This window comes from Bacillus sp. LQ01 (assembly GCF_057624735.1).
The window spans coordinates 388,906-412,146 of sequence record NZ_JBYEZL010000002.1 but is presented as its reverse complement, the minus strand read 5'-3'; the positions used below and the strand labels follow the sequence as shown (position 1 = coordinate 412,146).

Annotated in this window: 21 protein-coding genes and 1 other annotated feature; of the genes, 2 read left to right on the top strand and 19 right to left on the bottom strand. The window is 37.4% G+C overall.

All coding sequences use genetic code 11. The features are described from left to right. Window position 1 precedes the first annotated feature (1 nt). The 17 genes from minC to hemA form a co-directional block, all read right to left on the bottom strand. Entirely contained in the window at window positions 2-688 is a 687-nt protein-coding gene (minC, locus tag AC22L0_RS14485) for a septum site-determining protein MinC (protein ID WP_000391525.1), read from the bottom strand. Between the two features lie 35 nt (window positions 689-723). Next, the gene (gene mreD / locus AC22L0_RS14480) at window positions 724-1,269 is read right to left on the bottom strand and encodes a rod shape-determining protein MreD (RefSeq protein WP_065703119.1); all 546 of its coding nucleotides are present in this window, start codon (window positions 1,267-1,269) and stop codon (window positions 724-726) included. A 14-nt stretch (window positions 1,270-1,283) separates the two neighbouring features. After that, complete coding sequence (gene mreC / locus AC22L0_RS14475; protein ID WP_001135490.1) at window positions 1,284-2,135, bottom strand: rod shape-determining protein MreC; 852 nt, start codon at window positions 2,133-2,135, stop codon at window positions 1,284-1,286. A gap of 41 nt (window positions 2,136-2,176) precedes the next feature. Next, complete coding sequence (mreB, locus tag AC22L0_RS14470; protein ID WP_000466736.1) at window positions 2,177-3,196, bottom strand: cell shape-determining protein MreB; 1,020 nt, start codon at window positions 3,194-3,196, stop codon at window positions 2,177-2,179. Between the two features lie 157 nt (window positions 3,197-3,353). Beyond that, complete coding sequence (gene radC / locus AC22L0_RS14465; RefSeq protein WP_001013391.1) at window positions 3,354-4,031, bottom strand: DNA repair protein RadC; 678 nt, start codon at window positions 4,029-4,031, stop codon at window positions 3,354-3,356. A 46-nt stretch (window positions 4,032-4,077) separates the two neighbouring features. Then, window positions 4,078-4,653, bottom strand: a complete 576-nt coding sequence (locus tag AC22L0_RS14460) for a Maf family protein (RefSeq protein WP_001226291.1) — start codon at window positions 4,651-4,653, stop codon at window positions 4,078-4,080. Between the two features lie 232 nt (window positions 4,654-4,885). Further along, window positions 4,886-5,836 (bottom strand): hypothetical protein, encoded by a 951-nt coding sequence (locus AC22L0_RS14455; protein WP_000361014.1) that lies wholly within the window; start codon window positions 5,834-5,836, stop codon window positions 4,886-4,888. 165 nt (window positions 5,837-6,001) lie between these two features. Further along, entirely contained in the window at window positions 6,002-7,303 is a 1,302-nt protein-coding gene (locus AC22L0_RS14450; RefSeq protein WP_000582067.1) for a bifunctional folylpolyglutamate synthase/dihydrofolate synthase, read from the bottom strand. Window positions 7,304-7,396: 93 nt separating this feature from the next. Next, window positions 7,397-10,042 (bottom strand): valine--tRNA ligase, encoded by a 2,646-nt coding sequence (locus AC22L0_RS14445; protein ID WP_000072250.1) that lies wholly within the window; start codon window positions 10,040-10,042, stop codon window positions 7,397-7,399. Window positions 10,043-10,079: 37 nt separating this feature from the next. Continuing rightward, window positions 10,080-10,311, bottom strand: a binding site (T-box leader). Between the two features lie 253 nt (window positions 10,312-10,564). Then, window positions 10,565-11,590, bottom strand: coding sequence for a spore coat protein YsxE (ysxE, locus tag AC22L0_RS14440; protein ID WP_000350658.1), 1,026 nt, complete (start codon window positions 11,588-11,590; stop codon window positions 10,565-10,567). 66 nt (window positions 11,591-11,656) lie between these two features. After that, window positions 11,657-12,673 carry a stage VI sporulation protein D gene (gene spoVID, locus AC22L0_RS14435; protein WP_002062448.1) on the bottom strand — a complete coding sequence of 339 codons (1,017 nt, stop codon included), beginning with the start codon at window positions 12,671-12,673 and terminating at the stop codon, window positions 11,657-11,659. Between the two features lie 79 nt (window positions 12,674-12,752). Then, on the bottom strand, window positions 12,753-14,042 hold the full coding sequence (gene hemL, locus AC22L0_RS14430; protein WP_000712943.1) for a glutamate-1-semialdehyde 2,1-aminomutase: 1,290 nt from the start codon (window positions 14,040-14,042) through the stop codon (window positions 12,753-12,755). Next, window positions 14,042-15,031, bottom strand: a complete 990-nt coding sequence (gene hemB / locus AC22L0_RS14425; protein WP_001087065.1) for a porphobilinogen synthase — start codon at window positions 15,029-15,031, stop codon at window positions 14,042-14,044. The genes hemL and hemB overlap by 1 nt, the downstream gene beginning before the upstream one ends. A 20-nt stretch (window positions 15,032-15,051) precedes the next feature. After that, on the bottom strand, window positions 15,052-15,804 hold the full coding sequence (gene hemD, locus AC22L0_RS14420; RefSeq protein ID WP_000992342.1) for a uroporphyrinogen-III synthase: 753 nt from the start codon (window positions 15,802-15,804) through the stop codon (window positions 15,052-15,054). A gap of 2 nt (window positions 15,805-15,806) precedes the next feature. Then, window positions 15,807-16,736, bottom strand: coding sequence for a hydroxymethylbilane synthase (hemC, locus tag AC22L0_RS14415; protein WP_001226396.1), 930 nt, complete (start codon window positions 16,734-16,736; stop codon window positions 15,807-15,809). A gap of 15 nt (window positions 16,737-16,751) precedes the next feature. After that, window positions 16,752-17,585 (bottom strand): cytochrome c biogenesis protein, encoded by an 834-nt coding sequence (locus AC22L0_RS14410; RefSeq protein WP_000008991.1) that lies wholly within the window; start codon window positions 17,583-17,585, stop codon window positions 16,752-16,754. Between the two features lie 17 nt (window positions 17,586-17,602). Then, complete coding sequence (gene hemA / locus AC22L0_RS14405; RefSeq protein ID WP_000547867.1) at window positions 17,603-18,937, bottom strand: glutamyl-tRNA reductase; 1,335 nt, start codon at window positions 18,935-18,937, stop codon at window positions 17,603-17,605. A gap of 416 nt (window positions 18,938-19,353) precedes the next feature. Here hemA and AC22L0_RS14400 point away from each other — a divergent pair, with 416 nt between their 5' ends. After that, window positions 19,354-19,806, top strand: a complete 453-nt coding sequence (locus tag AC22L0_RS14400) for a MarR family winged helix-turn-helix transcriptional regulator (protein ID WP_000133917.1) — start codon at window positions 19,354-19,356, stop codon at window positions 19,804-19,806. Between the two features lie 2 nt (window positions 19,807-19,808). After that, window positions 19,809-20,225: an organic hydroperoxide resistance protein gene (locus AC22L0_RS14395; RefSeq protein ID WP_000359781.1), complete on the top strand. Its 417-nt coding sequence runs from the start codon at window positions 19,809-19,811 to the stop codon at window positions 20,223-20,225. Window positions 20,226-20,258: 33 nt separating this feature from the next. Here AC22L0_RS14395 and ysxC read toward each other — a convergent pair whose 3' ends face one another. Together ysxC and lon are read right to left on the bottom strand one after the other, a co-directional pair. Beyond that, window positions 20,259-20,855, bottom strand: coding sequence for a ribosome biogenesis GTP-binding protein YsxC (gene ysxC / locus AC22L0_RS14390; protein WP_000869116.1), 597 nt, complete (start codon window positions 20,853-20,855; stop codon window positions 20,259-20,261). Then, the gene (gene lon, locus AC22L0_RS14385; protein ID WP_000097285.1) at window positions 20,852-23,182 is read right to left on the bottom strand and encodes an endopeptidase La; all 2,331 of its coding nucleotides are present in this window, start codon (window positions 23,180-23,182) and stop codon (window positions 20,852-20,854) included. The genes ysxC and lon overlap by 4 nt, the downstream gene beginning before the upstream one ends. Window positions 23,183-23,241 lie beyond the last annotated feature (59 nt).

Sequence of the window (23,241 nt, the reverse complement as noted above, 5' to 3'; positions counted from 1 at the left end):
GCTATACAATTCCCCTTTCTAACTTTGTTAAATTAGGTCTAAGATGAGTGAGAAGTTGCAGGCGATCGACAACAATGTGATTGTTCTCATTAATATACGCACATTCTGCCGCCTCCGCTCCGTCTTCTTTCTCTTCCGGAGCCCGCATTGCCACATCACTAATTCGAAGTTGCATCGGGTTCATAACAGATGCAGCGATTACAGCATCCGAATCCCCATAATACCCAGCATGTGCAATTCCTCTTAATGATCCTACGACAAAAATATTCCCCCCAGCGATAACCGTTCCGCCTGGATTAACATCTCCAATTAACAACAAATTTCCTTTTACATGTAAAACTTGTCCAGAGCGAACAATTTTGGAAATAGGGACAATTTCTGTTTCTTCTTTCCAAGCTATTGCTTCTGCTTTAGTGATAACATCACTTTCAATTGAATCCACAACAAGATTCTTTTTATTACGAATTAACGTACGAATCTCTTCTTGTTGGACTTCTGTTAAATAACGATTTCCTACTTTCACATGCACTTCAATTAAAGAGCGCCCATCACCATCGTAGTAATGTGTAGAAAGTTTTTCGTCTAATTCCACCAATAATTCTGAGAATGAACAACAATCATCTAAATGAAGCGTTATCCCATCTTTTGTCCCTTTTATCGTTACATTTTGTTGCTTTTTTTCTTCCACTAAAGTTCACCCCACCGATTCAATTCGACATAAAATTAGAAAATCCTTTTTTCTTTTTCTTCCATCGCTTTTGAAAGACGCACTATATATCGTCTCAGTGGGAAACAAACTATCAATAAGAAAATAGCATTTAACAATAAAGTAGAAAGGAGACGATCTGTGAAAAAGACATACGCTGGCATATGAGTACGTCCTAATAAAGTTAAGAATCCATACACATAATACTCTAGTGCTACAATGCTAGCTAATATGATAGAAACAACAATAAATAAATTCAATTGTAGTACTTTCATCACACTATATACTAAATAAGCTAAAATCGGATAAGCAAAAATATATATCCCGACAAGTTCTGTGTATACGGTATCAAATAAGAAGCCAAATAATAGTCCGTAATAAATCCCTTGGACCGGACTATAATACACTGTAATAAAACATAAGACGATTATAAAGAAATGCGGTGCTGCTATGCTGTCTTTCCAAAACACATCCGTTGGAACAACAGTAGCAAACATATTTTCAAATAGAAACACAAAAAGGAGCAAAAGAGGAAGAGCTGCTCTTTTTAATATCTTCATCATCTCTTCTTCTCCTCCTATTCTAATGGCGCTGAAGGTGTTGCACGTTTAGCAACCGTAATATGCTCTACGTCATTTAAATCAGCGGCAGGTTTTACATAAGCTGTTTTTGTTAAGCCATATGCATCCGGCTGAACTTCAACGATTTTTCCAATTACAAGACCTTTCGGGAAAATATCACCCAGTCCAGATGTTACAACTAGTTGATCTTTCACTACCGGTGCATCAGAGCCAATCTTTGTGAAAAGAAGTAATTGCTTTTCTTTGTCATAACCTTCAATCAATCCAAAGATTTTCTCTTGCCCTTGTACAATAGCAGAAACACGATTTGTTCGGCTCATAGAACTTAGTAATTCTACTGATGATGTAAACTGAGATACACTTTTCACTCTTCCAACTAACCCTTGTGAAGTTACTACAGCCATATCTTTTTTAATTCCTTGCTGTGCCCCTTTATCAATTCCAATTAAATCGTACCATTTATCTGGATTACGAGAAACAACAGTAGCTGGAATTTCAGTATACCCGCTATTTAACTCTTTTTTACCAGTTAGCTCTTGTAGCTTCTTGTTATCATCTTCTAATTGTTTTACTTTCCCTGATAGACCTGCATAATTATCTAATTTTGCTTTTAATTCTTTATTCTCTTCATACGTGCGCTTTACATCCTCTACATTTTCGAAGAATCCAGCTACGTATTTCGCTGGCTTTTGGAATACACGTTCTACAACACCGACAGTATCTTTAACAAACTGCTCTGGCCATGTTAAACTGTTCCGTTCTTTCAATGAGATTCCAATCAATGCCACGAGAAGAATAATACTAACCAACAAAACAATTAATCTTTTGTTTAAGAAAAACTGTGGCACGTTCACACCCTCTTAATTTCACTGATTTTTATTTTGCAATATTATCGAGCAGCAGTTTTGAAAAGATCGATATTGTCTAATGCTTTACCTGTTCCAATTGCTACGCAATCTAATGGATCTTCTGCAACAAGAACTGGCATTTTCGTTTCTTCACTAATTACTTTATCTAAATTACGTAGTAATGCCCCGCCACCTGTTAATACGATACCGCGGTCCATAATATCAGCCGCTAATTCAGGTGGAGTTTTTTCTAACGTATTTTTAACTGATTCTACAATCGCATCTACTGTATCTTTTAATGCATCTGCAATTTCTTCTGGCTGAATTAGTACTGTTTTTGGTAAACCACTTACTAAATCACGACCGCGAATTTCCATAGGCTCGATACCTTCTGGCTCGCCTGCAGAACCAATTTCTAATTTTAATGCTTCAGCTGTTCTTTCACCGATCATTAAGTTATAGCTTTTCTTAATGTACTGAATGATTGAATCGTCCATATCATCACCAGCAACACGGACTGACTGGCTTGTTACAATACCACCTAGAGAAATAATTGCAACTTCTGTTGTACCACCACCGATATCAACAACCATACTACCAGTTGGTTCCCAAACAGGTAAGTTTGCACCAATCGCTGCTGCAAATGGCTCTTCGATAGGATAAGCATCACGAGCACCCGCTTGACGAGTCGCATCGATTACTGCACGTCTTTCTACAGCTGTAATACCAGATGGTACACATACCATTACATACGGCTTACGTGAGAAGAAACCGTTTGATTTTTGAGCTTGTTGAATGTAATATTTCATCATTGTTGCAGTTGTTTCGTAATCAGCAATTACACCGTCTTTCATCGGGCGAAGTGCCACAACGTTCCCTGGTGTACGACCAATCATTTGTTTTGCGTCGCTACCTACAGCAACGATTTGTTTCGTATCAGTTTGTAACGCCACTACTGAAGGTTCACGTAAAACTACACCTTTTCCTTTTACATATACAAGCGTGTTCGCAGTTCCTAAGTCTATTCCAAGATCGCGAGTAAATCCACCAAATCCAAACATATTATTTATCTTCCTTTCTTGTTTTCACGGACTCATTTTTTCTTAATTTATATTATAAAAACAGTACGTTTTTTATATCTTTATCCTTTTTGTAGATAAATTTCTACAAAAAACTCATAAATCACATTATAAAACAAAATAAGTAAAAAGCATAGTCTTAAATATGACCTTTTTCCTTTAAACTCACGAATTTATGGTCACCTATTATAATATGATCAAGCACTTCAATTCCGATAATCTGGCCGCATTCTACTAAGCGTTTTGTTACTTCAATATCTTCACGGCTCGGCGTGGGATCTCCTGAGGGATGGTTATGAAGACATATGATAGAGGCTGCTGCACGACGGAAGGCTTCTTTAAAAACCTCCCTCGGGTGTACAATTGACGTGTTTAAACTTCCAATAAAGATCGTTTGCCTATGTATAACTTGATTTTTTGTATTTAAATATAAACAAACAAAATGCTCTTGTTGTAAAAAACGCATTTCTTCCATCATGTATTTCGCACAATCTTCTGGACTTCGAATACTATATCTATTTTGATATTCTAAACGTACCATTCTTCTGCCTAGTTCAAAGGCTGCCATAAGTTGCGATGCCTTTGAAATCCCAATACCATGTATACTAATTAGCTCCTCTAATGTTGCATCTTTCAACATACGTAAGCCATCAAATTGGTGTAAAATTTTATCTGACAACTTTAAAACTGTTTCTTCTTTAGAACCTGTTCTGAGTAACACTGCGAGAAGCTCTCGATTTGATAAACTTCCAGCACCTTCTAACAATAAACGCTCCCGTGGCTGTTCTTCTCTTACAACATCACGAATACCGTTCATCTCTCCACCCCTTTATTTGTTCTCTCAAAGAAAACCCCATGCAATTTTACGCATGGGTTACATCAATATCAAATTGTTTTAATTCCCGAACGAGGCGTGCGATTGGTAAGCCAACTACACTATAGTAGTCCCCTTGAATATTTTGAACGAAAATAGATCCTTTACCTTGAATCCCATAACTACCGGCTTTATCAAGAGGTTCTTTCGACGCGACGTATGTATCAATTTCCTCTTCTGTTAACTCCCAAAATGTAACTTCTGTACGCTCATAAAAAGTAACCGTTTTTTCTTTTGCTATAATCGCAACACCTGTATACACTTCATGTGTTTTCCCTGATAGTAATTGTAACATCTCTTTCGCCTCATCCTCATTAGAAGGCTTACCAAGAATACGCGACTCATATGTAACAATTGTATCTGCACCTAACACAATGTGATCACTATTATTTTCTGCCACCGCTGATGCTTTTTGCAAGGCAAGCGACATTACAATATCAGAAGGCGATGAATATGCACCAATTGTTTCCTCTACTTCACTTACAACGATTTCAAATGGCACACTAGCTAACTCAAGCAATTCCTTCCTCCGAGGTGATCCTGAAGCTAAAATTATTTTTCTCATATTTTCTCCTTCCTTTCTCACATGAAGCAGAACAATTTATATTAATCGTATCAAAGGAATAGTTTGCCCACAAATGAAAGAAATATTAATTTCTCTAACTAAAATAACACTTCTTTATTGCATACGATTATATTCCCATCATAGAGAAAGCACTTTGCTCTAAATTCAAAAGAAAAGAAAGAAGTACATGTACTTCTTTCTTACTCATTTTATTATCCTATCATTTCACTTTCTACGAAACAATTTTTTCATACGAGAGTAAACCATCAATAATAACTTGATTTAATTTCGCCAAAGATTCCTTATCCATCTTCCCATCTTTTACTGTTTGTACAGCTACCGACGTATACATATACAGTTTCTTTGCTTCTTCTCGTTTCATACTTTCCCCTTCTTTTTCAACCTTTTTCCATTCTTTTTCAATTGCTTCTATATCTTTTGGGCTGCTTTTTCCACCAACTTGTACGCTAGAAGCATATTTTGCTAAATGAGTGTATAATGGCTGCACTTTTGTTAAAAATGTCCCTACTTCTTTATCATCTTTCAGCAATGCTTTATCTGTTATATCCCAGCTCTTTTTTAAAACGGAGACACCATCATTTTTATACTTAGTCATTAATTGATTTATAGACTGTTCATCGCTAGCAATACCAACAACTATTGCATACTTATCACCGCTCGGTCTCAAAGCACCAATGCCCCCATTGCCTTTCCATTCTTCAAGAGCTGCCTGTCCCTTTTCTTCAGAAGAATAAAGCCCCCCTTGAACAAAAAATAATTTCATCGGATCCAATGACGTTCCTGCCTGTGCTTTTTGTTTTTCTTCTTTCGGTGCTGGTGTTTGTTCTGCCGTTCCACCCACCCTTGATTCTCCATTTCCAGTCGGCCTTGAAGCTGTCACTTCACTTCCTCCTGTCGTTCCTTGTCCAGTAAGTAAATGAAGCATCCCCATTCCAAACGCCGTACCGATAATGATTGCAGTTGCAACGATTACAATTAATGTATTACTCCACTTCTTTCGGTATTTTTCCACAGACATTGATTTCGCTTTTTGAAACGGAACAACATTTTTCGGTCGTTCACTTTCTACTACCATCCATTCAAATTCATCTTTCTTTTTTTCCTCATACTTCGCTTCTGTTCCATTCACTTTCACTGAGATCGTTCGTGATTGCTTGTCCATACACTCACACCTCACCTCTTATCGTTGTCCGCATCATATCATATTCATTTCATAAAAAAACGAGATATTTGTCAGAGGAATTCGCCAAATAACCCTATATATTTATCTTATATGTATGCATTTGACTTCATTTGTAGAACAAAAAAACTAGATAGCAAAGACTATCTAGTTTTTCTCGCGAATATATTTTCGTACTTCAGAAATGAAATAAAGAGAACCCGTTATGATAAAAACATCATTTTCTGCTATCTTTTCAACTTTTGTATCAATTGCCTCTTTCCAATTTTCAAAAACTAATTTTGATTCTTTCTGTGAATATGATGCAAGCTTGTCAGCAGAAATAGCACGATCAAAGGCGAATGTTGTAAAAATAATTTCATCTGCAATGGTTTCTAATTGGCCTACCATGTTATGTAATTGTTTATCACCAAGGGCAGTAAATAACACTATTACATTTTTATCTTTGTAATGCGCTTCTACTGTTTTCACAAGGCTTTCGATACCTTCTGGATTATGAGCACCATCTATAATAATATCCGGGTTACTTTGCAGCTTTTCAAAGCGCCCAATCCAATATGCTTCCAGTAATCCCGTTCTTATTTCCTCTTCCTCAATTAAAAATGATAAATATGTTTTTACATACATTACTGCCATAAGTGCTAACGCTGCATTTCCTACTTGATGAATGCCTTTCATTGAGATTTGCAAATCTTCAAATGCGGAAAAAGGACAAGTAAAATCAAACTGTTCCCCATCTTCATTAGACTGTTTATGTAACGCTGTAAAATGCTTGCTAAGTTCGTATAAGTTTGCATGGTTTTCCTTTGCAACATTTTGAATGACTTGCAAAGCTTCTTCATCTTGTACACCAGTAATTACCGGCACGCCAGACTTAATAATCCCCGCCTTTTCATATGCAATTTCCCCTAGTGTATTTCCTAAAATATGCATATGATCGTGACCGATATTCGTAATAATCGTGAGGACAGGGTGTATAACATTGGTAGAGTCAAAACGTCCACCAAGCCCTGTTTCAAATAAAACAACATCACAGAAATTGACTTTACCGAAATAGCAAATCGCCATAACAGTAATAATTTCAAACTCTGTCGCTTCCCCTAAATCCGTTTCATCTAGTTTTTCAACGACTGGTTTTACCATCTTTACAAGTTCAGTAATCTCTTCGTCTGCAATTGGTGTTCCATTCACACTAATGCGTTCATTAAATGATTCGATGTAAGGAGAGGTAAACGTTCCTACCTTATATTTCGCGCCTTCTAACATGTAACGCATATATGTTAACGTTGAACCTTTTCCATTTGTACCAGCAAGATGAACACATTTTATATGACGCTCTGGATTTCCAAGTTCTTCTAACATCCATCTCATTCTTTCTAATCCTGGTTTAATTCCAAATTTCAATCGGCTATGGATCCACCCTATCGCTTCTTCGTATGTATGTATCACGTATGTTTTTCCCCTTTCAATAGACAACTTTCATAGTTCTATTATACGCAAAGAAAAGAGACTCACCAATATAGTGAGTCTCTAAAAACATTTTTACTTTTCAAGATCTGCTAGACGTTGACGAACTGCTTCGCGTTTTTCTAGGTAATCTTGCTCTTTCGCACGCTCTCCTTCAATAACCGCTGCAGGAGCTTTCGCTACGAAACCTTGGTTAGAAAGTTTCTTCTGTACACGTTCTACTTCTTTATCGAACTTCTCAAGTTCTTTCTCAAGACGAGCTCTCTCTTCATCAAGATTGATAAGATCAGCTAACGGTAAGAATAACTCTGCACCTGATACGATTGCAGTCATTGCCTTTTCTGGCGCTTGTAAGTCTGTTTGAATTGTTAATTCGCTTGGGTTACAGAAACGCTCAATGTAAGAGCTGTTTTTCGTAAGTTGAGCAAGTACAGCCTCATCTTTTGCTTTAATTTGCATTTGAACTTTTTTGCTCATTGGCGTATTTACTTCTGCACGGATGTTACGAACAGAGCGAATGATATCAACTAGAAGGTGCATTTCTGCCGCAGCTTCCGTATCTTGTAAATCTTCGCGAACTGTTGGCCACGCAGCTACTGTAATAGACTCGCCTTCATGCGGTAAATGTTGCCAAATTTTCTCTGTTACGAATGGCATGAATGGGTGTAATAGACGCATTGTTTGATCTAATACGTAAGCTAAAATAGAACGAGTTGTTTTCTTAGCTGCTTCATCTTCACCGTATAGTGGAAGTTTCGCCATTTCAATATACCAATCACAGAAATCGTCCCAAATGAAGTTGTATAATGAACGACCAGCTTCACCGAACTCATATTTATCCATGTTACGTGTTACGCTTTCGATTGTTTCGTTTAAGCGCGTTAAGATCCACTTATCTGCTACTGATTTTTCACCAGTTAAATCGATTTCTTCATACTTCATATCATCCATGTTCATTAATACGAAACGTGATGCGTTCCAAATTTTATTAATGAAGTTCCAAGTGGATTCTACTTTTTCCATGCTGAAACGTAAATCTTGACCTGGTGCACTTCCTGTTGATAAGAAGAAACGCATTGCATCTGCACCGTACTTCTCGATAACATCCATTGGGTCAATACCGTTACCAAGAGATTTACTCATCTTACGACCTTGCTCGTCACGAACTAAACCGTGAATTAATACATCTTTAAATGGACGCTCTCCTGTAAACTCTAAACCTTGGAAAATCATACGAGATACCCAGAAGAAGATGATATCATAACCCGTTACTAGTGCATCTGTTGAATAGTAACGTTTGAAATCTGCTGAATCTTCATTTGGCCAACCAAGTGTTGAGAATGGCCATAACGCTGAACTGAACCATGTATCAAGTACGTCGTTATCTTGATTCCAGTTTTCAATATCTGCTGGTGCTTCTGTACCTACGTATACTTCACCAGTTTCTTTATGGTACCAAGCTGGAATACGGTGTCCCCACCATAATTGACGAGAAATACACCAGTCATGAATATTTTCCATCCAACGTAAATATGTGTTTTCAAAACGCTCTGGTACGAACGTTACTTTTTCTTCTTCTTTTTGTTGAAGCGCTACTGCTTTTTCAGCAAGTGGAGCCATTTTTACGAACCACTGTGTTGATAAATAAGGCTCAACAACTGCACCGCTACGCTCACTATGACCTACTGAATGCATATGTGGCTCGATTTCTACTAATACGCCAGCTTCTTGTAAGTCTTTTACTAATTCTTTACGGCATTCGAAACGATCCATACCGTTATACTTACCAGCTTTTTCGTTCATTGTTCCATCTTCGTTCATTACTAATATGCGTGGTAAGTCATGACGGTTACCTACTTCAAAGTCATTCGGGTCATGAGCTGGTGTAATTTTTACAACGCCCGTTCCGAAATCTTTTTCTACGTACTCATCAGCAATAATCGGAATCTCACGGCCTACGATTGGAAGTGTAACTGTTTTTCCGATTAAATGTTTGTAACGATCGTCTTCTGGATGAACTGCTACTGCTGTATCACCAAGCATCGTTTCTGGACGAGTTGTCGCAAGACGAATGTGACCAGAACCATCTGTTAACGGATAGTTCATATGATAGAATGCACCTTGAACTTCTTTATGAATTACTTCAATATCAGAAAGAGCTGTACGTGTTGCTGGATCCCAGTTGATGATATATTCACCACGGTAAATTAAGCCTTTTTCGTATAATTGAACGAATACTTTATTAACCGCATCTGATAAACCTTTGTCTAATGTGAAGCGTTCACGAGAATAGTCTAGTCCTAAACCAACTTTCCCCCATTGTTGACGAATGTGAGAAGCGTACTCTTCTTTCCACTCCCAAGCTTTTTCAAGGAATTTTTCACGGCCAAGATCGTAACGTGAAATACCTTCTTCACGAAGTTTTCCTTCTACTTTCGCTTGTGTTGCGATACCAGCATGGTCCATTCCTGGAAGCCATAGTACATCGTATCCTTGCATACGCTTCGTACGAGTTAAAATATCTTGAAGAGTTGTATCCCAAGCATGACCTAGGTGTAACTTACCAGTTACGTTCGGAGGTGGAATTACAATTGTATACGGTTGTTTCTTCTCGTCTCCTGTTGCTTCAAAATATTTGCCTTCAAGCCACCATTGATAAAGGCCTTCTTCAACGGACATATGATCATATTTAGTTGGTAAATTCTTTTCCGTGTTTGACATTATTTTCCCTCCTTAAAATAAAAAATGTCCCTCATCCAAAAAGGACGAGGGACATCGCGGTACCACCTTTATTTACAAACAAATTCATAATTTGCTTATACTCTTAATTTGATAACGGACAAATCCGTCTTTTCCTAATAAGAACTATTCCGTTCAGAAAAGATGCTCCAGGGCTACCTTCTAACATAACTATCTAGAGAATCTCTCAGCTAATGATTCTCCTCTCTGAAGACGTTTCATGTTATACTCTTCCCCTTCAAGGCATTTATATGATTGTTAATTATTATATACAATAGTGTAAAAAACGAAACCTTATTCGTCAAGATAAATTTAAAACTACAGCTTTTCGTGCAAAAAAAGAAGATAAGTAGAATCCTCTACTTATCTTCTTTCCCCCGCTATTTGCGGGCAGTAAGACCTCCACCTCAAAACTCAGCTGAAGCAAAAAAGTTAGATGGGAGCCCTGCTGCCCGTAAACGCCCAATTGGTGAAGGCTAATCATCAGCGGAGAATGCCTTTACTTTATCCGTTCCCTTGCTGGGCAGCTTGTAATTGCGACAGGAAATATTCTATATTGCTAACGAGCCAATGCGATTGTTGCAAACTCTTTACTCCGCGCAGTTCATTTTCCTCGTTGCGATTATCTCTTCTTTTCTTATAAGACTGGATTTGCCGAATAAATTGCGATGGATACGTCATATACGCAAACATAAGTAGTTGCTCTTCTTTCGTAAAAGGGAAATTTTTTTGATACATTTGAAACCATTCAAACCGATCACTTCTTGCGATTGGATATGTGTTTAAAGACCGTGAATAAAAACCTACTATATCTTGCACAGGCGTTGCAAACTTCGATTTTTCTAAACTAATAAAATAGCCATTCCGCTCATAGTCAAATAAAAAATGATTAAGTGACACATTACCATGCACAAAAGTAATACGCGTTTTCTCTTTTTCTTTCATCGCATCGTTCCACTCATTTAATTGCTTCGTTGCAAATTCACGCGCTCTCATTACATGATGATAGTACGTACAATATTGCAATTCAAACGGGGACATATACCATTTTGATTCAGATTCTACGAGAAACTCTTCTAACATCTCACCATCATTTTCCCAACGATCGGATATACTTGTATAATGTTTTTCTAAATCTTCTTCCGTATACGTTTCTTCCTTCACAGTTTTTTGATGCAACGTTCCAAGTGTCTGAAACATTTTATGGTATTGATCATTGTCCTCACCGTTTCCTTCTGCACGTTCTAACCAAGGCATTAAATAATAATTATACGTCCCGTCACTTAAAATATAACTTCCATCCGTCGCATGATATATAGGTACATAATTTGAAAAACCTTTCTCCTTCAAATATTGAATATGATGCAGAAAGTTATTCCGCTCTAACTTTCTGCCTTCTATTTTCTTGAGTGCATATGGACCTTGATTCGTATAAATTTTCATTACATTTCCGTGCTCTTCCATATGCTGCGTATCCAATCTATATTGCCTCACAATAGGTTCATAGTGATTTCGCAACTCAATATCCATACGAATAACCCTTTCTATTCAAAACATAGCCTCTAAGAAAGGAAGTGAGTGAAAACACTCACTTCCTTATTTCGTCTTTACCCTTGAAACGGGAATATAAATAATTTGCCCCGTATTTAAAAATATATCTTCTGTTTGATTGACACGGTGTAAATTTTGTACAGACGTTTCATAACGGTCTGCAATAGATTCAATTGTATCCCCTTCTTGCACGAAATACATTCTTAACTTTGTAAATTCTTCTTCCGGTTCTTTCGTAAATAGTTTTGTTAAATAAAGCGCATTTTCATCTCGCTGTGAGTACTCTTCTTCTTGTTCTTCCTGCTTTTTCGCTTTTTCTTTCTTGAAATCTTTTCGTCCGAACAGTTCAAATTGTGGCGTTGTTTCTTGCTCCTCTTCACGTTCCACAAATTCATGTTCTTCTATTTTCTCTTCTTCTAATTCCTGCTCTTTTCTTTCCTCTAATTGGAACGGTTCAAATGCGTAATCTTCCCACTCATCTGATTCCTTATATGCTGGTTCTTCTACATGCGGCGCCGGTCTATTTTCATCCTCTTGCGCTGAATCTTCTTCTAACTCAGCATACACCGTTTCTTCCTCTTCCTCTTCAACTTCATCCTCGCTTCTCTCTTCATCACACAAACCGGTAATAGATATATCCGCTAATAATTGTAAGCAACCATTTTCCTTTAATTCATAATCAAATTCCTCGATTGATACATATAGCTCTTCAATTACTTTCACTCGATTTCTCGGAATTGATATTTCAAGTGGAAAGGAATGAACAAGTTCATTAACCCCATCTTCTCTTGTTTCTACATAATCAATTGACTTTGCTGGCGATAGTTCTCTTAATGAATACGCCGAATCATCTTTTCGTGCAACATACTCTCCCGTTAAATCTAATTGTCCTCTCACGATTACTTCATGATCAAGCTCTTCTATCTCAACGTCTGGATCTAACGAAATTGACAAAAGTTCTTCGACTTCCTGTCCTTTTTGGAACCACACAGATTCTTTTAATGAAAATCGTAATGAATGATCTGCAGCCACTTCTTTTCCCCCTCCCAAACTATATGTCATTACAGATTTATGTGCGGAAAGCTTACTTTATGAATAAAAAAAATCGCTCCCCTTACGGAGAGCGATTTTCTCTAATACATTACGCTTTTAATTTTGACATTGCAATTTCAGCTGCTGCAATCGTCGCTTCAATATCTGCATCACTATGTGCTGTCGATAAGAATAAACCTTCGAATTGAGATGGCGGTAAGAATACACCTTGTTCTACCATTTCACGATAGTAAGCCGCAAAGAATTCTAAGTTTGAAGATTTTGCTGCATCGTAATTAATAACGGGTTCATCTGTAAAGAAAATACCAATCATAGAGCCTGCACGGTTAATATGGTGAGGAATGCCATGTTTTTCAGCTGCTTTACGTAATCCAGCTTCTAACATTTCAGCTTTACGCTCAAATTCTACATATGATTCTGGCGTTAACTGTACTAACGTTTCATAACCTGCCGCCATTGCAAGTGGGTTACCTGATAAAGTACCAGCTTGGTAAATCGGTCCGCTTGGCGCAACTTGGCGCATAATTTCCGCTTTACCACCGTATGCTCCTACTGGTAAACCACCACCGATTACTTTACCTAAGCATGTTAAATCAGGCGTTACGCCATAATAACCTTGGCCACAATTATAAGCTACTCGGAACCCTGTCATTACTTCATCAAAAATAAGCAATGCACCGTTTTGTTCTGTTACTTCACGAAGACCTTCTAAAAATCCAGGCTGTGGAGGAACAACCCCCATATTTCCTGCTACTGGTTCTACAATTACACAAGCAATATCATCACCGAATTGTTCAAACGCGTATTTTACGCTTTCTAAATCGTTATAAGCTACTGTAATCGTATTTTTCGCTACACCTTCTGGTACACCAGGACTATCTGGTAAACCTAAAGTCGCCACACCAGAACCAGCTTTAATTAATAACGAATCACCATGACCGTGGTAACAACCGATAAATTTCAAGATTTTATTACGACCTGTATAACCACGAGCTAAACGTAGTGCACTCATTGTTGCTTCCGTTCCAGAGTTAACCATACGCACAATCTCAATTGATGGCACGCGCTCAATAACAAGTTTTGCTAATTTATTTTCAATTTCTGTTGGTGCACCGAAGCTTGTACCTCTTTCAGCAACAGATTTTAACGCTTCTACAACACGATCATTTGCATGACCATGAATTAAAGGACCCCATGATAATACGTAGTCGATATATTCATTCCCATCGATATCATATACTTTAGAGCCTTTTCCACGCTCCATAAACAACGGATTCATCCCAACAGACTTAAAGGCACGAACCGGGCTATTTACGCCACCAGGCATTAAGTCTTGCGCCTCTTCAAACGCTGCAATTGACTTATCAAACTTTTTCATTATTTAGCGCCTCCTTCTTGTAACCATCTTGCTGCATCTTTTGCATGATACGTAATAATTAAATCTGCTCCTGCACGTTTCATACTAATTAATTTTTCAAGAACAACTTCTTTTTCATTAATCCAACCATTTTGCGCTGCCGCTTTAATCATCGAATATTCACCACTTACATTATAAGCGACAACTGGTAAATTAAAGTTATTTTTCACATCACGAACGATATCTAAGTAAGAAAGAGCTGGTTTTACGATTAAGAAATCTGCACCTTCCATTACATCCGATTCTGCTTCACGGAATGCTTCCATACGGTTTGCCGGATCCATTTGATATGTTTTACGGTCACCAAATTGCGGTGCACCGTGCGCAGCATCACGGAATGGTCCATAAAATGCTGATGAATATTTCACAGCGTACGACATAACTGGCACGTGTCCAAAACCATTTTCGTCTAATGCATGGCGAATTGCTGTTACGAAGCCATCCATCATGTTTGATGGCGCAATAATGTCCGCTCCTGCTTTCGCTTGACTTACAGCTGTTTTCGCAAGAACTGCAAGAGACTCGTCATTTAAAATAATACCATCTTCAATTACACCGCAATGACCATGGCTTGTAAATTGACATAAACATGTGTCTGCAACTACTACTAGCTCAGGGAAATCACCTTTAATTTGCTGAATAGCACGTTGTACAATTCCATGATCACAATATGCTGATGATCCAACTTCATCCTTTTCAGCAGGTAAACCAAATACAATAACAGAACGAATACCTAAATCAACAACTTCTTGCATTTCAGCTTGCAATAAATCTAAAGACATTTGATATACGCCTGGCATAGAAGGAACTTCATTACGAACATTTTCACCTTCTAATACAAAAATAGGGTAAATAAAATCTTCCGTATGTAAAAACGTTTCACGCACAAGCGCACGCATGCCCCCGCTTTGTCTTAAACGACGATGACGATTAAATTGTAAAGAGTTCATAGATTTCTATCCCCATTCTTTCATTTTATAGATTCACAAACACATTGTAGTAATGCTTCTACAGTGTACTCTTTCGGCACAATAACAGACGGAAAATAAAGACTTGCCTCTTTTTCCGTAATAGGTCCTATACAAGCAATTGTACATTTTTTTGTCCATTCTCTCCAGTTTGTACCCTCAAGTAAACGAACAAAACTAGTAACAGTTGAAGGGCTCGTAAATGTAATAATGTCTACTTTCCCTAACTTCAATGCCGCTATAAGCTCTTGCTTTTTTTCTATATTCACTTTCGTACCGTATACGGTTAGCTCATCTAGAGAAATACCAATTTCCCGAAGTGCAACCGGAATTACCTCTCTTGCTAAATTCCCTTTCGGAAATAAAATACGTTCATTTCCACTTAATTCTTTTAGAAACTCTTCTGCAAATGCTTCTGCAACAAATAAAGTCGGAACAAAATGAACTTGATAGCCCCTTTTTTCTAACTCTAATTTTGTTTTCACACCTACCGCAGCGATTTTAATGGTTAGTGGTAGTTTCTTTTTTAAACTATCCAGAAAAAAAGCTACACCATTTCTGCTCGTAAAAATAACCCAGTCGTATGAATGTAGCTGCTCTTCAATATGTTGAATTTGCCTATGAGACATACCTTCCATACGCAAAAGCGGAATTTCCAATGGAATTCCGCTCTTTTCTTTCACTGCTACACTCATTTGTTTCGCTTGATGCTGGGCACGTGTAATCAATACCGTTTTTCCAGCGAGAGCGTTCATATTTATTGTTGCTCCTTATTTGCAGCAAGAATGAGTTCTTTGGCGCCTTGCTTAATTAAACGGTCCGCGGCCTCTAATCCTACTTCCTCAGGATTAGTACCCACTACTGTCTCTTTTAATAAAACAGAGCCATCCATAGAGCCGACAAGAGCTGTTAATTCGATTGCATCGTTTTCTGTAAGGGTTGCATATCCAGCAATTGGAACTTGGCATCCACCTTCAAGTTTATGAAGAAATACTCGCTCCGCTGCCACTGTTCTTTCTGTTATCGTATCATTAATATGCGCTAACAATTGCAATAAATCCTTATCATCCTCACGACACTCAATCGCTAATGCACCTTGTCCTACAGCAGGTACACATAACGCTTCATCTAAATGTTCTGTAATAACTTCATCATCCCAGCCCATTCTTTGTAATCCAGCTGTCGCTAAAATAATCGCATCGTAATCTTCTTCTTTTAATTTACGTAAACGTGTATCGATATTCCCGCGAATCCACTTAACTTGTAAATCTGGTCTCGCAGCGAGTAGCTGTGCACTACGTCTTAAACTACTCGTACCTAAAATAGCACCTTCCGCTAACTCTTTAAACGATGCTCCATTTTTTGAGATAAAAGCATCACGAGGGTCAACACGCTTTGGTGTACAGCCAATCATTAAACCTTCTGGAAGTACGGCTGGCATATCTTTCATACTATGTACAGCCATATCGATTTCTTTCGTAAGTAGCGCGTGTTCAATCTCTTTTACAAACAAGCCTTTGCCGCCTACTTTTGAAAGAGTAACATCTAAAATAACATCACCTTTTGTGACAATTTCTTTCACTTCAAATTCATATGGTAGACCTAGGGCTTTTAACTGATCAATAAACCAGTTTGTTTGCGTTAATGCTAGTTTACTCTTTCGTGATCCTACAATAATTTTGCGCATAATTCTCTCTCCTCATTATAAATACCAAAAGTGGAAATTGGATAAACTGCTTAATAGAAAAATGTTTACTAGCATTACGAGAAACGATCCGATATTCCACTGTACAATTTTCTTACCTTGCAACACATCTGCCGCTCGTAAATATAAACCTGTGCAATACACAAATAGAACGACAAAAGATCCGATTACTTTCGTATCATACCAATGGAAATTATCCAATTTTGTATATCCCCATATACATCCTAATAAAATTGCTAGTAAGAAAAATGGAACAGAAAATAAATTTAATCCGTAAGACATAGATTCTAGCTTCGGTAAATTCCCTAACCTTCTTAATCTCGCATTCCATTTTTTCTTTTTTAATAGGCGATATTGTAATAAGTACATAATAGAAAAAATGAACGATACAGTAAACGTTGCGTAAGAAATAATTGCCATACCGACATGCACGTATACAAGTTCTGAAACTAATTGTTCCGCAAGTACTGGCGACATCTTTCCGAGCGGTGTAAAAATAGAAAAAGCGCTTACGCCAAATGCAACAACATTTGTAAAAAAGACTAAAAAGTCGATTCTCATAAATCGATTAATGACTAACGACATCGTAATCAATAACCAAACATAAAAATAAATCCCTGATAATAAAGTTAAAATAGGATTCGTTTCTGAATCTGTAGCCCTAAGCAACATAAAAATAGACTGCAGGACCCATACAATCGCAAGTAACCAAAAAGCAAATCGGTTCGCCTTTCGGTTACTTTGGAAATAATCTATAAAATATAAACTAATGCTACAAGCATATAAAATAATTGCAATATGATAAATAATACTGTTATTTAAAAAACTCATCCGATCATCCTTCCAAATTATAAAGATGGAACGGATGGTGTCCACACTTTTTTATGTTCTACTTCTTCCGCACAACTCTCTACGTCTTCCGTTTCTAAATCGAAAATCTTCGCAAATAACGCTAATTTTTCGCTCGCTCCCTCTTCAGCAGCTATTTCTTTCGCTACTAAAATTGGGTCTTTTAATAATTGATTAATAATACTTTTCGTATGCTTACTAATGACTTTTTTCTCACGATCACTAAGGTTTGGTATTTTTCGCTCTAGGCTTACCATCGTTTCACTTTGGATTGCAAGTGCCTTATCACGAAGAGCTGATATTAATGGAACAACACCAAGTGTACTTAACCACGTTTTAAATAGAACAATTTCCTCTTCAATCATAAATTGAATTTTCTCTGCTTCTTTCAAACGCTCAGCACGGTTTGCCTCCACTACTCCTTGTAAATCATCAATATCATACAAGAAAGAACCTTCTAGCTCATCAATCGCTGGATCAATATCACGTGGCACTGCAATGTCAACCATAAACAAAGGGCGACCAGAGCGCATTTTCTCTACCTTCGTCATCATCTCTTTCGTAATGACATACTCCGATGCACCAGTTGAACTAATTAAAATATCTGCTTCTAATAATGCACATTGTAATTCGCTTAACGATTTTGCATGTCCCATATATTTCTCAGCCATTACTTCTGCTTTCGAAAGCGTCCTATTCATAACTGTTACTTTACGAGCACCACTTCCATATAAGTTTTGCAGTGCAAGTTCGCCCATTTTACCAGCACCAAGAATAAGCACATGACAATCTGTTAACTCGCCAAATATTTTCTTTCCAAGCTCAACAGCAGCATAACTAACAGACATCGCACTTTCCCCGATTGTTGTTTCTGAGTGGGCACGTTTTGCTAATGTAATGACTTGCTTAAACAATTCATTAAAAATTGTGCCTGTTGCTTTAACTTGTTGCGCTTCTAAAAAGCTATCTTTTATTTGACCTAAAATCTGCGTTTCTCCGACTACCATAGAATCTAAACCGCACGTTACGCGGAATAAATGATCTATTGCACCATCTTGTTCAAAAATAGTTAAATATGGCGCGACTTCTTCTATTTCAAGCTGAAACCAATCAGCTAAAAACTTCTTAATATAATACCGTCCCGTGTGTAATTGATCGACAACAGCATAAATCTCAGTGCGATTACAAGTTGATACAATGACATTCTCTAACACGCTCTTTTGATTTTGTAATGTAGTCATCGCTCGCTCTAGTTCTGCTGCCTGAAATGTGAGTTTCTCACGAAATTCTACAGGGGCTGTTCGATAATTTACACTAACAACAAGAATATGCACGCAGCATGTCCCCCTTCACCCGTTTTATCACTTTATCTACTATCATAATACAACTTTCCTCTTATGAATCTGACAATCGTGTGAACAACCGATTATTTTTTAATTATTCTCCGTATGTAATAAAGGAGATTCAGTAACACTAATAAAAAAACTTCTACTTTATAATGATTATAAATTAATAACTCTATTTGTACGTTACCAAAAAAAGCCCTCATAATCAAGTGATGGAAACTATTCCATATAAATTATAACATCATCTTCCCTATCTTCTTTCATCATGAAGGAAAATATGTATGATTGTTCCAAAATGCAACAAAGACTTTCTCAATACAATGTATTTGACATTGTATTTCTTTTTCGTTATATTGGTTTTACAAAATTAAATTGTGCACAACTTAATTAGAAGGGAGTTATTTATGACAGAGGACTCTTTGCATCTAGATAACCAACTTTGTTTTTCTATTTACGCCTGCTCTAGAGAGGTTACTCGTTTTTATCGACCTTATTTAGAAGAAATGGGTATTACGTATCCCCAGTACATTACTTTACTCGTACTATGGGAGCAAGATGGACTAACAGTAAAAGAAATTGGAGAACGTCTATTTTTAGATTCTGGTACGTTAACACCTATGTTAAAACGCATGGAATCATTAAAACTTGTAAAACGTGTTCGTTCCAAAGAAGACGAGCGAAAAGTTTGTATTGAATTAACAGAACAAGGCAACGATTTAAAGGAAAAGGCTTGTTCATTACCGACAACGATGGCTACAAACTTAGGAATTACAGAGCAAGAATATCGCTCTTTATTAATTCAACTAAATAAACTAATTGACACAATGAAAACAATTAATGATGGAAAAGGGGAATAAATATGGATAAATTATATACTGCTTCAGTAACAGCAACAGGTGGAAGAAATGGGAAAGTAGTTTCAGATGATGGCATATTAAATCTTGATGTAAAAATGCCGAAAGCACTAGGTGGTGCAGGCGGAGAAGCAACAAATCCAGAACAACTATTTGCAGCTGGTTATGCAGCTTGTTTCGATAGTGCATTACAACTTGTCATTCGTACAAAACGTGTGAAAGTAGAAAGTACAGAAGTAACTGCTCACGTTTCTATCGGAAAAGATACAGATGGTGGTTTCGGTCTATCTGCTGTACTTGATGTACATGTGGCTGGCGTTTCACATAGCGAAGCACAAGAACTTGTAGAAGCGGCTCACGGTGTATGTCCTTACTCGAAAGCAACACGAGGAAATATTGAAGTTACATTAAACGTACGCTAAAAAATTTAGCAAAACAAAAACGCGCGACATTCGTCACGCGTTTTTTGTTTTTGTAAATTTATGAATTGCTTTCCACGCTTCTTCTTTTCCAAGTCCTGTTTCAGAAGAGAATAGAACAATTTCATCGCCAATTTCAACAGCAAGCGTTTCTTTTACAACTTTTAAATGCTTTTGCCATTTCCCTTTCGGAATTTTATCGGCTTTCGTCGCAATAATAATTGTTGGGATTTCATAATGCTTTAAGAAATCATACATCATCACGTCATCACTTGTTGGTTGGTGACGTAAATCAACTACTAATACAGCTGCGTCTAATTGCTCACGAGTTGTAAAGTACGTTTCAATCATTTTCCCCCATGCAGCGCGCTCTGATTTAGATACTTTTGCATATCCATAACCTGGAACGTCAACAAAGTGCATCATCTCATTGATTAAGAAAAAGTTCAGCGTTTGCGTTTTTCCTGGTTTAGAAGAAATACGCACTAACTTTTTACGATTTAAAATTTTATTAATAAAGGAAGACTTCCCCACATTTGAACGACCTGCTAATGCAATTTCTGGTAAATCACTGTCTGGATATTGTTCTGGTTTAACAGCACTAATTACAATATCTGCTTTTGTTACTTTCATTGTTTCACTCCTACTAATGCGTGCTCCAATACTTCATCTAAATGAGATGCAAGCACAAACGTAAGGTTTTCTTTTACGCTCTCTGGAATATCATCTAAATCTTTCTCGTTTTCTGCTGGCAAAATAATTTTTGTTAAGCCTGCGCGGTGAGCACTTAATGTTTTTTCTTTTAAACCACCAATTGGTAATACACGACCACGAAGTGTAATTTCACCTGTCATACCCACTTCTTTACTTACAGGAATACCTGTTAGCGCAGAAATAAGTGCCGTTGCCATCGTAATACCTGCTGACGGTCCGTCTTTTGGAACTGCTCCTTCTGGAACGTGAATATGAATATCATTTTTCTCATGGAAATTCGGATCGATCTGAAGCTCTTCTGCACGAGAACGTATATAACTAAACGCAGCTTGTGCTGATTCTTTCATAACATCCCCAAGTTTCCCTGTTAAAATTAGTTTCCCTTTTCCTGGCGCTACAGAAACTTCAATGGCAAGTGTATCGCCGCCTGCTGCTGTGTAAGCTAGACCTGTTGCCATACCAACTTGGTCTGTTTTTTCAGCTTGCCCATAACGGAATATGTGTTTACCAAGTAAATCAACAATCTTTTTCTCTGTCACAACGATACGTTTACGTTCTGCTGTAACGATAATCTTCGCTACTTTACGGCAAACTTTTGCAATTTGGCGCTCTAGCGTACGAACACCAGCCTCACGTGTATAATAACGAATAATCTCAAGAAGCGCTTCATCACGCACTTGTAAATTACCTTTTCGTAAGCCATGTTCTTTTAATTGTTTCGGCAATAAATGCTCACGAGCAATGTGTACTTTTTCAAGTTCTGTATAGCCAGCAATCGAAATGATTTCCATGCGGTCAAGTAATGGACCTGGAATACTTGAAAGTGTATTAGCAGTTGCTACAAACATAACTTTTGATAGATCATATGGTTCTTCAATGTAATGATCACTGAAGTTATGGTTTTGTTCTGGATCTAATACTTCAAGTAATGCCGCTGATGGATCTCCACGGAAATCGTTAGACATTTTATCAATCTCATCTAATAAGAAGACTGGATTAACTGTTTTCGCCTTTTTCATACCTTGAATAATGCGTCCTGGCATTGCTCCAACATATGTACGACGGTGACCACGAATTTCAGATTCATCACGCACACCACCAAGAGATACACGGACGAAGTTACGATTCAATGATGTTGCAATTGAACGCGCTAATGAAGTTTTGCCGACCCCAGGAGGGCCTACTAAACAAAGGATAGGTCCTTTTAATGAATTCGTTAACTTCTGTACAGCTAAATATTCAAGTACACGCTCTTTCACTTTTTCAAGACCGTAATGATCGTTATTTAAAATCTCTTCCGAATGAGCAAGATCAATTATATCTTCTGTTGCCTCTGTCCACGGAAGCGCTAATAACCAATCAATATAATTGCGAATAACACCACTCTCCGCAGAACTTGCTGGTAACTTTTCATAACGATCTAATTCTTTCAGGGCAGCCTTCATTGTTTCTTCCGGCATTCCTGACTGTTCAATTTTCTCACGAAGTTCTTCTACTTCTCCGCCCTTGCCTTCTTTGTCGCCAAGTTCAGTTTGAATCGCCTTCATTTGCTCACGTAAGAAATATTCTTTTTGCGTGCGCTCCATGGAACGTTTCACTTTTTGCCCAATTTTCTTTTCTAGGCTAAGTAACTCTTGTTCATCTTGAATAATTGAAATAAGTGTTTGTAATCGTTCTTTTACAGATACAATCTCTAAAATCTCTTGTTTCTGCTTCGTTTTAATCGGCAAGTGAGAAGCAATTAAATCAGCTAATCTCCCTGGTTCTTCCACATCAGCTACCGTTGCAAAAGTTTCATTTGAAACTTTTTTCGAAACTTTAATATATTGTTCGAAATGCTCCAGTAACGTACGCATAAAAGCTTTCTCTTCTAAATCATCTTCTACTTCTTCAGTTACCGTTTTAATAGACACTTGTACTACATTTTCTTCTTCGATAAACTCTATTACTTCTGCTCTATGTAAACCTTCCACAAGGACACGAAGCGTACCGTTCGGCAATTTTAACATTTGCTTCACTTTCGCCACTGTACCTACACTATATATGTCATCTTCTTTCGGATCATCGATATTCATTTCTTTTTGCATTGCTAAAAAGATGATATTTTCATCCATTGCCGCCTGCTCTAGTGCTTGTATCGATTTATCACGTCCTACATCAAGATGCAAAACCATCGTTGGATATACGAGAACGCCTCTTAATGGTAGGAGGGGCACGATTCTTTCGTTCGTATTCATACTAGACATAGCACCTCCATAATAAATTAAACTCCTGTTCAACTATTTTATATTACAATACACCTAGA

Bases quoted from the DNA above. Each gene is read 5' to 3' on its own strand.
- mreD (WP_065703119.1), bottom strand. From the start codon at position 1,269: ATGATGAAGATATTAAAAAGAGCAGCTCTTCCTCTTTTGCTCCTTTTT.
- mreB (WP_000466736.1), bottom strand. From the start codon at position 3,196: ATGTTTGGATTTGGTGGATTTACTCGCGATCTTGGAATAGACTTAGGA.
- radC (WP_001013391.1), bottom strand. From the start codon at position 4,031: ATGAACGGTATTCGTGATGTTGTAAGAGAAGAACAGCCACGGGAGCGT.
- AC22L0_RS14460 (WP_001226291.1), bottom strand. From the start codon at position 4,653: ATGAGAAAAATAATTTTAGCTTCAGGATCACCTCGGAGGAAGGAATTG.
- AC22L0_RS14455 (WP_000361014.1), bottom strand. From the start codon at position 5,836: ATGGACAAGCAATCACGAACGATCTCAGTGAAAGTGAATGGAACAGAA.
- AC22L0_RS14445 (WP_000072250.1), bottom strand. From the start codon at position 10,042: ATGTCAAACACGGAAAAGAATTTACCAACTAAATATGATCATATGTCC.
- ysxE (WP_000350658.1), bottom strand. From the start codon at position 11,590: ATGGATATTGAGTTGCGAAATCACTATGAACCTATTGTGAGGCAATAT.
- spoVID (WP_002062448.1), bottom strand. From the start codon at position 12,673: ATGACATATAGTTTGGGAGGGGGAAAAGAAGTGGCTGCAGATCATTCA.
- hemL (WP_000712943.1), bottom strand. From the start codon at position 14,042: ATGAAAAAGTTTGATAAGTCAATTGCAGCGTTTGAAGAGGCGCAAGAC.
- hemB (WP_001087065.1), bottom strand. From the start codon at position 15,031: ATGAACTCTTTACAATTTAATCGTCATCGTCGTTTAAGACAAAGCGGG.
- hemD (WP_000992342.1), bottom strand. From the start codon at position 15,804: ATGAACGCTCTCGCTGGAAAAACGGTATTGATTACACGTGCCCAGCAT.
- hemC (WP_001226396.1), bottom strand. From the start codon at position 16,736: ATGCGCAAAATTATTGTAGGATCACGAAAGAGTAAACTAGCATTAACG.
- AC22L0_RS14410 (WP_000008991.1), bottom strand. From the start codon at position 17,585: ATGAGTTTTTTAAATAACAGTATTATTTATCATATTGCAATTATTTTA.
- AC22L0_RS14400 (WP_000133917.1), top strand. From the start codon at position 19,354: ATGACAGAGGACTCTTTGCATCTAGATAACCAACTTTGTTTTTCTATT.
- AC22L0_RS14395 (WP_000359781.1), top strand. From the start codon at position 19,809: ATGGATAAATTATATACTGCTTCAGTAACAGCAACAGGTGGAAGAAAT.
- ysxC (WP_000869116.1), bottom strand. From the start codon at position 20,855: ATGAAAGTAACAAAAGCAGATATTGTAATTAGTGCTGTTAAACCAGAA.
- lon (WP_000097285.1), bottom strand. From the start codon at position 23,182: ATGTCTAGTATGAATACGAACGAAAGAATCGTGCCCCTCCTACCATTA.